Here is an 11,455-nt window from a genome sequence, read left to right as displayed (position 1 = left end):
GCGGCATTTAAATTATATGTCAAAAAACAATCAAACTCTTGTGGGGAGTAGGGTTGGGCTTCTAGCCCGCCCCGAATATAGAATTTAAATGCGCGACAGCTTATAAGTGAATTTAATAATGAAAATGATACAATTATATTTGAGGATTTTATGCTCAGGTAACTTACCGAGATTATGGAAAAATGCTTTGGGAGTGATGGAGAATAATCATAGAAACAGACAAAATAATTAAATAAAGTAATCAATAAAAAGGGCGGAAGTAATATACTTGTCGCCCCCTTCGCCCGATCGCTCGCAAACCTGAAAAATTAGGATCAAAATTTAAAAGTATTTTCAGTTTTATTCACAAAAAATATCAATAATTAGGAAAGGCGATAGAGTTGGCATTTGGTCAACTTTCTCAGCAAGATATTTGGAACTGGTTTACAAACTGCTGTTATTGTACTTCATCTATCTGAGAAAGGCTATACGGGAATCGCTTGTGTCTGTGCAGACTTACTAGCGGGAAGTGAGAAATTCAGTATAGCCAAGTGTGGAAATCCCGTCAGGGAAAAACGCGAAAAGCCAAAGTGTGAAGTTTGGAAGCCCACGCCATAACTGCAATCAGTTTGGCGTTGGGAGGATGTTACTGCTTTTCCTTAGTCGATCGAGATTGACTGAGGCCCGCTGCTTTTACCGTTGGTGGGTTCGGCTGGGGGAGTAGTGTAGGAAGTTGAACCGGCTTGTTCGTCGATCCAGCTTTTAACGGGATCTTCGTGAAGGTTGAGTCGAAGCAGGCCAGATAAAAATCCGCCCGCGAAGGCGATGGGCTGTTCGATCAATTCTTTCGCCATTGGGATGAGTTCGTCGAGGAACATTCAAGAGTCTCCTTGTGCTGCAGGGGTTCTACCTTAACTTTATCGTTTGTGCTGCGATGCTGGCAGCGGCCTGCAAAAAACCTTCCAGCGCTGAAGATGGGCGATCCTCTTCGTTGGCGTAGCCCCCGTAGGGGCGGGCTTCGCTAACGGGCAATTTTTCGGCTAATGACTTACAATGCTAATCACATTGCTGCAAAAATTTTATGTGCCGTTTGCTGGGCTACCTAGGGGAGCCGATTTTACTTGATGCTATTCTGTACAAGCCGGAACATTCCCTAATTGTGCAGAGTTACCAGCCCCGCGAAATGACTTCTGGCCTACTCAATGCTGACGGTTTTGGTATTGGTTGGTATCACCCGCACCTAGATACTGACCCGTTTACCTATAAAAATGTACAGCCAATTTGGAGCGACATTAACCTTCCGAGTATCAGTCGATTCGTTGAATCTGGATGCGCGATGGGATACGTTCGCAGTGCAACTTCAGGACAAGCTGTAGATTTGAGCAACTGTCAGCCGTTTCAGAACGATCGCCTGCTGTTCGTACACAACGGCTTCGTGAAGAATTTTCGGCAAACTCTTTACAGACCAATTCGCGATCGACTCAGCGATACGCTTTATCAATCAATTAACGGGACTACAGATTCAGAGCATATTTTCGGCTTGTTTGTCAATGAATTGACAGCAGCTAATCTGACTCTAGAAGCTGCTTTGCAAAACTCGCTGAAAATTTTGGCAGAGCTAGCAAACTTTCACCAAGTAGAATTTTCAGCTAATATAATTATCAGCGACGGACACCAGCTCGTTGCCTCTCGCTTTGCTTCCCAAAAAGCCCCTCCTTCCCTCTATTGGCTGCGAGACGATTTAAATTTCCCGGATTCTGTCATCATTGCTTCTGAACCTTTATTTGCTGGCAATTGGCACGAGTGTCCAGTCCAGAGCATTATCAGTACCGGAGTAGAGCGTGATATCGAAATCTATCCAATCTTGTAGAGAGGCAATTTATCGCGATTTGCAGCAGTGTCGCCGAGGCACTTTCAAGCTATTTACAGACATCGATTATGATACTTTCTGCCGCCAAGCTCATCCTGATTTCAGTCCAGTTGGCTGGCACTTAGGTCACATTGCTTATACTGAGGATTTGTGGCTGTTGCAGCGATGTGCTGGCTTGGAACCGGTCTTTCCTCAGTATCACCAACTGTTTGCTGCTGATATTTTGCCGAAAAAACAACGGGTTTTTCTGCCGACGTTACCTGAAGTCGAATTATATCTGAACGCGGTGAGAAAAAAGGTGTTAGATTATTTGGAAGTAGCGCCGATCGACGAGCAAGAACGTCTCTGGCGGTTTATTATTCAGCACGAAAGCCAGCACTGTGAAACTGTTGCTTTCGTGTTGCAAATGCACGGGAAGAAGGAAGGAAGGCACGACACGGATTTGGACACGGATACACGGATTAATTCTATCCAACAGAGAGGAATAAAGCAGCAGAAATTCCCAATGCCCAATGCCCAATGCCCAATGCCCAATGCTCAATTCCCAATGCCCAATTCCCGATTCCCAATTACCGATTCCCCGGTGATTGAAATTCCGCGCGGAGAATTTTACATGGGAAGCGATGCTGCTGAGGCTTTGGATAACGAGCGATCGCGCCACCTGTGTTATCTAGAAGCATACTCGATCGATCGCTACCCCGTCACTTGCCGTGAATACCGAGATTTCATGGAATCCGGCGGCTATCAAAACCCTGATTGGTGGTCAGCGGACGGCTGGAAATGGCTGCAAGGCGAAGCCGTCTCTCAACCGCTTTACTGGTCAGAAAATCCTGCTTTCAACAACCATCCAGTTTGCGGCGTGAGTTGGTACGAAGCCGAAGCTTACTGCAACTTTATCGGCAAGCGTTTGCCATCGGAAGCCGAATGGGAAAAAGCTGCGAGTTGGGATGCCGCCAATCAAACATATCGCATCTATCCTTGGGGAGAAGAACCCCCCAACGGCAGCCTGTGCAATCACGGCAATAATATTGCCAATACCTCGCCTGTTGATGCCTTTCCCAATGGAGCAAGCGCGGCAGGCTGCTATGATATGTTGGGCAATGTTTGGGAGTGGACTGCTTCAACTTTTGACGCCTATCCGGGATTTGAAAGTTATCCTTACAGGGGATATTCTCAAGTTTATTTTGATGGAGAACACCGGGTTTTGAAAGGGGGGAGTTGGGCTACTTTTCCGCAGGCTCTGCGATCGACCTTTCGGAATTGGTACTATCCGGGCGTGCGGCAAATTATTGCTGGTTTTCGCTGCGCTAAGTAGTTGGCTAGGTAATTATAATCACCCTCAAAGTTGTTGAGAGTGATGAATTTATTCATCCGAATTTTCAGATGGACAAATTCCTTAATAATAATTGCATTATAAAGCTTATTTGACGAACATCAGATCAATGGCTGGAGAGGGAAATGGAGAAAAAAAATGTTTGCGAAATGGTCAACTTTTTTCCATGTAACAAGCTCAAACAAATCAAGTTTGGTTAAGTATTTAATAAATTGTGTGGATAAATTTTAAGTTTTAATTGTGGATGCGATCGCCCTCCCGTGAGAAAATACAGAACCGATATGGCAGGAAAAATCTGACTTGAGCGCGATATTTGGCAACGCGACGGCGTGCTATACCCATATGTGCATCTAAAAATTACTCTATGAAATCCCCAAGACTGTCCGACACGGCAAACTCAGCCTCAACGAAAGAAAACCGGCTGCACTTAGAGCGACTGGTGAGCGCTGCGGCACTGACACCCGCAGAAATCAATGCTGGCAGCGATGCAGTTAGCGGGTTGACTCAAACCCCCAAATCCCTGCCTCCAAAGTATTTCTACGACGATCGCGGATCGAAGCTGTTTGAGTTGATTTGCCAGTTGCCGGAATACTACCTGACACGCACTGAGACGGCAATTTTGCAGGGATGCGCGGGGGCGATCGCAAATTTAACTGGCCCCTGCGAAATCGTCGAACTCGGCAGCGGCAGTTCAACCAAAACTCGGATTCTCCTCGATGCTTACAGTCAACTGGAATATCCCCTGCACTATTTGCCGATCGACATCAGTCCTACTATCCTAGAAAGCAGCGCTTGTCAACTGTTGGCAGATTATCCGTCGCTCCAGATTCACGGACTTGTCAGCACTTACGAATTAGCCTTAGCTAAAATTGCACCGTCGCCGTTGCCAACCCGAATGATTTGCTTTCTCGGCAGTACCCTCGGCAATCTCAACGCTCGAGAATGCGATTTGTTCTTCTCGCAAATTGTCGGTGCATTGCAGCAGGGAGAGTATTTTTTGCTGGGAATTGACTTGGACAAATCTAAGGATATTTTAGAGCCTGCATACGATGACAGTCAAGGAGTAACGGCAGCATTTAACTTGAATATGCTGCGGCATTTAAATCGAAAATATGAGGGAAATTTTGATTTAGCACAGTTCGAGCATTGGGCTTTTTACAATCAAGAGGAATGTCAAATTGAAATGCACTTAAAAAGTAAAAAAGCGCAAACAGTGCATTTGCGTTCTCTCAATTTAACGGTTGAATTTGCAGCGGGAGAAACTATCCGCAGCGAAATATCGCGCAAGTTTAATCTCAATACTGTAAAAAAAGAACTGTCGCAGCGCGGTTTAATGCCTGTGCAGGTTTGGACAGATCCAAATCAGTGGTTTGGCTTGATGCTTTGTCAAATTTCTGATGTTAATAAATGAGTTCTTCTGATATTATCCACACTTAGGACACGGCACTGCCGTGTCCCTGCAAATCGGGCGATGGCGTCGGGTTATCGCCCGTGCTACGACGTTTTGGGGTAGGGACACGGCACTGCCGTCTCCTCAATTTCTGTGTTGTCGATGGTTCTGAATTCAGGATATCCTGTTAGGAATGTGAATTCAATAACTTCCACAAGTTTGTGGGACGGGCCTGAAAGCCCGTCCCACAATAACAATTAAAATTGTAAGTTATTTAATTCGCGATCCTTAGCAATTACCAATTACCAATTAACAAATCGGCCGCTGTCCGGGTTTGACGGCGTGAATGTACTCGCTGCCCGATGTCGGCCATCCCCGCTTGTAATAAGCTTCCTCCGGCTTCCCCCAGCCCAACTGCAACAAAATTTCTAGAAAATCCAACTTTTCCCACTTCGAGAGACTGGCCCATTCTGTGCGCTGGGCTATAGCCTCTACATCAACCGGCTCGATCGATCGAAAATCCTTCCCGCTGTTAATGCTTAAATACAAATCCATCCCGACAGTCACCTCCTGCCAGAATTCCAACATACCAATCTTAGCTGCCTTCAGCGCGATCAAATCAACCGGTAGAGCTATTAATTCGTCATCCACTACCGGATAGCGTAGAGTATTGCCTTTAACCGCCATTTCCCGCCAGACAATCCCAGAAACTTGATGTTCCCGCTGGTATTCGTGCACGGCAGCCTTAAAATTTTGATAAGCAGTGAACTTCTGAACTCCCTCAGACTTGAGAAAGCGGTCAATCACGGGGTTGCCTGTAGCAGGAGTTTGAGTCAAGTTGAGACGCCGCCCATGCAAGCAGGCTTGGCGCTCTTCTTCGAGGATTTTAATGAGTTCCGCCGTGCTGTAGACCTTGGACATCTTTATTGAGGCAAAATCAAGATATTGGCTGATATTCGGCTGGTTTTCTCGACTAATCTTCGGTAAAGATAGTTTGGCTGTTCTGGGCAATATTCAGTTTTGCCGTTATTCTAACTTTTCTTGCTGCTTAATTCTAGTGTGAGAGTTTACAGGAGTCGAGCCGCGAAATCCCGACAGCCTCTTAAAAAAAGCAGTTAGGAATGAGAATTAAATAACTTCCACAAGTTTGTGGGATGGGCGTCCCGCCCGTCATGAGTGGACGGGCGGGACGCCCATCCCACAATAACAGTTAAAATTGTAAGTTATTTAATTCGCGCTCCTTAAGAGGGTACGAATCACGAACTAGACTGGGAACCGCACCGCCGACGTACCTCGCGGGATTTTTCGCCAAAAACAAAGCCCCCTCGAAGGAGGGGGCAAAACTGATGCCAGAGGTTTGGGAGTTTTATTCGATGGGTCGATCGAACAACCCGAAAAAAAAGCAGCATTCGCACCTGCCGTCAACTACCAAAACTCAAATTTTCCTTGTCAAAGTTTAGTAGCGTCCGCGTGCAGGGCGATCGTTGTCGCCCCAGCCGCCGCCGCCCGAAGGGCGTCTGTTGTTGTTGTTCTCGCGAGGTTTGGCTTTGTTGACTTTCAAGTCGCGGCCCATCCACTCAGCACCGTCTAAAGCTGCGATGGCTGCTGCTTCTTCTGCCTCGCTTGCCATTTCCACAAAAGCAAAACCCCGCATCCTGCCTGTTTCCCGGTCCACTGGCACTTGGACGCGGCTTACAGTACCGTACTCGGCAAATACTTCGTTGAGGTCGTCTGATGTTACCTCATATGAAAGATTACCCACGTAAATCGACATAAAATCTCCAGAATCATTAGGGTGCAGAGACTTAGATTCGGAGAGACGCTTGTAAATAAACACCAACAAACTACGCAACCGAATTTAATTCTTGGAAAACCACTATAACATGAAGCCAGCATAATCAGCAATTAACTGGCATAATTTTCAATTTTGGGTGCCGTCGGGCAATCGCCAACAGAAAGTATTCGTGATAACTGACATCTTACACTCTTGGCGTCCTCCGCTTGGTTTCTTGCTGTGCGATCGCCCTGATATCTGAGATTTTTAGTCCCTGTTACCGGGTTGATTGGGTCTGATTGAGAACAGCGCCTGAGATTCAGTTATAACTGACAAAGTTCATCGACTACCTTAGACATTGACTTGAATATTCGGTTATTGAAAAAACCTGACGGTCAATTGAGTACAGTTAGACCGCAGGCTTCTTTTTCCTTTTTTTTAAAGGCTTTTTATAGTGAGGTAGTTCCACCCCCACTTGCTAATATACTATCAGATTATTTCCAGATTATCAAGGGATATAGCGCTACTTTCTGGGCAGTGCGATCGTCTTAAGCGCCGATCGACGTGCGGTGACTTGTACTGTCTTATTTTTGAGTGAGGTACGACGCTAATTCTGGAATTTCACCGGCGCGCTGCCACTCGGCTTCCCCGCGCCGCACTTTGGTTCGGGCTGTGATTTCCTGAACTTCCCATAATTGCAATTTGGTATAGGGCCCTTTGGCTTCACCGCTGCGAAAGACGTACCATTGAGCAACTTCAGGAGTTGGCTGGGTCGATCGTCTCACTGACTTCATCCGATTCATTCCAGTTGTGGTTTTGAGCTGGTTGAGCTCTTGTTCTACCGGATTGGGAGGCGGTGAGTTAGAATTGGGCGATCGCTTTTTCTTAGCTTCCGGCTTACCTCTAGCAATTTCTACTTCGCGCGGCCACCCCCAGAAATGCCACACCGCCACCCACACTAGCGCCACGGCCGATCCTAAAATATCTTCTTGTGTTTCTGACCATTCTTTCGACTCTCCAAACAGCAGAAAACCGATCGCACCGAGTACGATCGCTATGAGGTTTAGGTAAATTAGGTTGGTAGTGTCGTTAGCTGCTAAGTGCCAACTGGTTGTGTGCCGAACAAAAGATTGGCTGGTTGCTGTTTTGTTGTGTTTCCAGGCTTTTCGGGCTTGAAGGCGACTGTAACCAGGAGAGTCAGCGGGCCACCAAGTCGCGGCCCAATTAACTAGATGCGCGGACCAATACTGCAAAGCTGCATATCCCACTATCCCGCTTAGCAGTACGCAAATAACTAACAGAAAGGTTGTCAGCGACAGTAGCTGTATTGGCACGATTTCTGCCGTCGCAACAGTTAGCAGAAAAAACGGAGTACCAGTTAATACTGGAACTAACAAAAGTTCAAGTATCTTTAGAAGGTCTGCATAGAAAATCCCTAAGAATTTAACAATAATTTTAAGCAGCTTTGCAAAGCGGAAGTGATACAGGTAAGCAGAGGCGATCGCACTTCCTAGAATTACAGCAACGAGGGCGCCCGAAAAGCTTCTGATCGGCAGCATAAAAAAGGCAGTCGGCGGAATTCCCATCAAAATCGCAGCAGGTAGCGTCAGAAATGCGATAATGCCTTCCCTCCAGTGGTGCCAAGCCGATACAGTCGGCGGTTGCTGATTGTGTCGGCGAATTTCCACCCACTCTGCAAGCTTGGTTAACCCCCAGTGATAGAAAGCAAATAACCAGATTTGGCACAACCAAGCAAGTACGATCGGGGATTCCCAGTCAGAGCTCCTGATGGTGTACCAGTACGTCCTGCTAAATCCGTAGGAATAGTAGTAAGCATTGGGCCACAGCAAAGAAACAATCAGCCAAAAGCTAATGCTTAAGGCAAACCCTCTGCCGCACGATCTAGGATCGGGGAGGAATTTCGGCCAATTATTCATGGTTGGGATAATTTGACGGGATATCAATATTGTCCCATTGCGCCGAGCGTTCTGGGCTGTGCGATCTTAAGCGCCGATCGCTTGAGACCGATCGCCCGATCTGGGACTATTTAAATTAAGTTGCTGAAATTTACCAACTTTAGAATAAAGATAACTTTGCTTCTGCCAGTTCCTTGTCCATCAAAAAATCATCTATTCTACTAGCGACAATCTGACAGTAATCAGCCCTAATTTCAAATCCAATAACTTGTCGCTGCCAACCCAGAGCCACAATTGCTGTAGTCTCGGAACCCATAAACGGATCTAAAACAATTTCGTTTAAATTCGAGGCCGACTTGATGATGCGATCGACAACAGCAACAGGAAATTGAGCGGGGTGAGGCGTGCGTTCTTTTGAAGCTCAGTTTTTCCCCGACGTAACTTTTGGGAACTGCCAAACATCCGTCGGATTTTTGCCTTCTAAGTTTACTTTAATTTTACGGTTCTTTTTCTGATTCGGATATTTCACATTTTGGTCGCGCACTTCATCCAAATTAAATGTATACTTGTCTTGATTTTTTACCTACCAGAGAAACTTTTGATTGCGGGGTGAAAAGAACTTGCGGCCGACAACTCCCGCGCCTTAGTTCCAGACAACTTTTTGAATCAGATAAATTAGGCAATTAGGAGCTTGGAAGTACGGTTTAGCTAAAAGCTTCGCGATATCAGTCAAGCTCATGAAATATTTGGGAGATATTTTGTTGACAAGATGCAATACTTATAGTAAGTGACTTGAGAAATATTGTCAAACTCATCTGGATTGGGCGATCGCCCTGCCGGATACAAAAGGTTACAATCACAAATAGATTCTATTTCCATAACATTACTGTTTATAGATTGAACTGCTCAGTGACAAATAACAACACCTCAACTCAATCCTTTCAATTTGACTCAATTGACAGCGCCCTCGTAGACCTCAAAGCAGGTCGCCCCCTGGTAGTAGTCGATGACGAAAATCGCGAAAACGAAGGCGATGTGATATGTGCCGCCCAATTCGCCACCCCCGACAACATCAATTTTATGGCCGTGAACGCGCGGGGTTTGATTTGTCTGGCATTGAGCGGCGAAAGGCTCGATCGCCTGGAACTGCCCCTGATGGTCAGCAAAAACACCGACAACAACCAAACTGCCTTCACCGTCAGCATCGATGCAGTCAACGGCGTCAGTACCGGTATCTCCGCCGAAGACCGCGCCCGCACCATCCAAGTCGCCATCCACCCGGACACCAAACCTCAAGACTTGCGCCGTCCCGGTCACATTTTCCCCCTGCGGGCCATCGACGGTGGCGTCCTCAAACGCGCCGGCCACACCGAGGCCTCCGTTGACCTCGCCAGACTCGCCGGCTTGTATCCCAGCGGCGTGATCTGCGAAATTCAAAACCCCGACGGTTCGATGGCGAGGTTGCCGGAATTAATCGACTACGCCAAAACCCACAACCTCAAAATAATCAGTATTGCCGACTTAATTAGCTACCGGCTCAAGCACGATCGATTCGTCCGCCGCGAAACCGTCGCCAAATTGCCCACTCAATTCGGCGAGTTTATGATTTACGCCTACCGCGACACCCAAGACAATTCAGAACACGTTGCTATTGTCAAGGGCGACCCGGCAGAATTTAAAGACAAACCCGTGATGGTGCGGGTGCATTCCGAATGCCTGACCGGCGATGCTTTGGGTTCCCTGCGCTGCGACTGCCGGATGCAACTGCAAGCGGCACTGAAAATGATCGAAAATGTCGGTTCTGGCGTCATAGTTTACTTGCGCCAAGAAGGTAGGGGCATTGGATTGGTAAATAAACTAAAAGCTTACTCTCTGCAAGATTTGGGATTCGATACAGTCGAAGCTAACGAACGGTTGGGATTTCCCGCCGACTTGCGGAACTACGGCGTCGGAGCACAAATGCTCAACGATTTGGGAGTTCAAAAAATTCGGTTGATTACCAACAACCCGCGCAAAATTGCAGGGTTGAAAGGTTACGGGATTGAAGTAGCCGATCGCGTCCCATTACTAATTGAAGCCACAGATTACAACTCGATCTATCTGGCAACAAAAGCCGAAAAACTCGGTCATATGCTGCTGCAAACTTATTTAGTAACAGTGGCGATTCAGTGGAACGAAAAAGCCGAAGGAAAAGAGGAAGATTCTGCCATTCAAAATCGGTACGAACACCTCGAAAAACTGCGGCATTTGGCGGCTAACCAGCACTTGCTGCTGCAAGAAGAAGCGCGGCCGGTGGGCATAGCCCTTTTCGGAGAAGGCTCCCTCATCGTTCACCTCGGCTTCGATCAAGCCGGACTCGCAGCCCCCGATTGGTACTCGGAGGTAAACCATCCTTACGTCAAGGCGATCGGCCAAATTTTGGGTGAAATCAGCACTGATCCGAATTTGCAAACATTAGAATTCATGGTTTCTTCCGGTGCAGATCCGCTCAAAACCCTGCAAGTCCAGCTCGATCGCGAGACATTCCTTTTGTCGGAATTAGTCGAAATTTGCGATCGGCTCGAACCTCAAAAAATCTACAGTTTTGCTCCTCTTCCCTGAAGGCAGAAGGTAGAACCCTTCCCCCCTACCCCAGCAGGGGGGAAGGCTCAAGCCAAGAAAAACTGTGAATTTCTGAACAATACTTGTTGATGCCAGCATCTTCCTTTCGTCAGAAAGCAGCCACCAATAACAACAGTGAATAACAATGTGGATTGCCGTCTAATATTATGTCCGGTCGATTACCAGAAATCAGGTAGGGGCGGGTAAACCTGCCAATATCGGCCAATAATTGACCGTCTCAAAAACCCGCCCGACCGAGATATTGCGGTCAATGTTGATTGCCGTCTAATATTATGTCCGGTCGATTACCAGAAATCAGGTAGGGGCGGGTTCGCCAACAATATCTGCCAATAATTGACCATTTCAAAAACCCGCCCGGCCGGGATATTACGGTCAATAGATCGGACATGATATAACAAGTCGATGCAGCGAACACTTGAGAGAGCATCGTCAATGCAAAATTATATTATTAAGCAGTATTAATACTCATAAAATCCTTCAATACAAAATTTAATTAGGGTTTGCTGAATAATCGATCGCACGTTACGTAGCGAAAGCGATCGAGAGCGTGCGAGCGAGTGAAAAGTGCAAG

General features: G+C 46.9%; 8 protein-coding genes and 1 pseudogene. 4 read left to right on the top strand and 5 right to left on the bottom strand.

Annotated elements, in window-relative coordinates:
* Positions 1–638: 638 nt before the first annotated feature.
* Positions 639–857 carry a hypothetical protein gene (locus QUA50_RS04890; RefSeq protein ID WP_333206003.1) on the bottom strand — a complete coding sequence of 73 codons (219 nt, stop codon included), beginning with the start codon at positions 855–857 and terminating at the stop codon, positions 639–641.
* Between the two features lie 203 nt (positions 858–1,060).
* On the opposite strand from QUA50_RS04890, the gene egtC reads away from it, so the two are divergent.
* The 3 genes from egtC (at position 1,061) to egtD (ending at position 4,593) form a co-directional block, all read left to right on the top strand.
* Positions 1,061–1,849, top strand: a complete 789-nt coding sequence (gene egtC / locus QUA50_RS04885) for an ergothioneine biosynthesis protein EgtC (RefSeq protein WP_333267195.1) — start codon at positions 1,061–1,063, stop codon at positions 1,847–1,849.
* Complete coding sequence (locus QUA50_RS04880; protein WP_333267197.1) at positions 1,821–3,164, top strand: ergothioneine biosynthesis protein EgtB; 1,344 nt, start codon at positions 1,821–1,823, stop codon at positions 3,162–3,164. Before egtC ends, QUA50_RS04880 begins: the two co-directional genes overlap by 29 nt.
* Positions 3,165–3,546: 382 nt before the next feature.
* Positions 3,547–4,593: an L-histidine N(alpha)-methyltransferase gene (egtD, locus tag QUA50_RS04875; protein WP_333232614.1), complete on the top strand. Its 1,047-nt coding sequence runs from the start codon at positions 3,547–3,549 to the stop codon at positions 4,591–4,593.
* Between the two features lie 288 nt (positions 4,594–4,881).
* On the opposite strand, the gene QUA50_RS04870 is transcribed toward egtD, so the two are convergent.
* The 4 genes and pseudogenes from QUA50_RS04870 to QUA50_RS04855 all read right to left on the bottom strand — a co-directional run.
* Entirely contained in the window at positions 4,882–5,493 is a 612-nt protein-coding gene (locus QUA50_RS04870; RefSeq protein ID WP_333267199.1) for a hypothetical protein, read from the bottom strand.
* A gap of 535 nt (positions 5,494–6,028) precedes the next feature.
* Positions 6,029–6,346: an RNA-binding protein gene (locus tag QUA50_RS04865; protein ID WP_333208470.1), complete on the bottom strand. Its 318-nt coding sequence runs from the start codon at positions 6,344–6,346 to the stop codon at positions 6,029–6,031.
* A gap of 584 nt (positions 6,347–6,930) precedes the next feature.
* The gene (locus QUA50_RS04860) at positions 6,931–8,283 is read right to left on the bottom strand and encodes a DUF4339 domain-containing protein (protein ID WP_333267201.1); all 1,353 of its coding nucleotides are present in this window, start codon (positions 8,281–8,283) and stop codon (positions 6,931–6,933) included.
* A gap of 139 nt (positions 8,284–8,422) precedes the next feature.
* Positions 8,423–8,665 (bottom strand): annotated as a pseudogene (locus QUA50_RS04855) (DNA methyltransferase); the annotation flags it as partial.
* Positions 8,666–9,171: 506 nt separating this feature from the next.
* Here QUA50_RS04855 and ribBA point away from each other — a divergent pair.
* Positions 9,172–10,863, top strand: coding sequence for a bifunctional 3,4-dihydroxy-2-butanone-4-phosphate synthase/GTP cyclohydrolase II (ribBA, locus tag QUA50_RS04850; protein ID WP_333267203.1), 1,692 nt, complete (start codon positions 9,172–9,174; stop codon positions 10,861–10,863).
* Positions 10,864–11,455: the final 592 nt, after the last annotated feature.

Source organism: Microcoleus sp. M2_D5 (assembly GCF_036701935.1).
Lineage (GTDB): Bacteria > Cyanobacteriota > Cyanobacteriia > Cyanobacteriales > Microcoleaceae > Microcoleus.
This window is presented reverse-complemented; position numbering and strand designations above follow the sequence as displayed.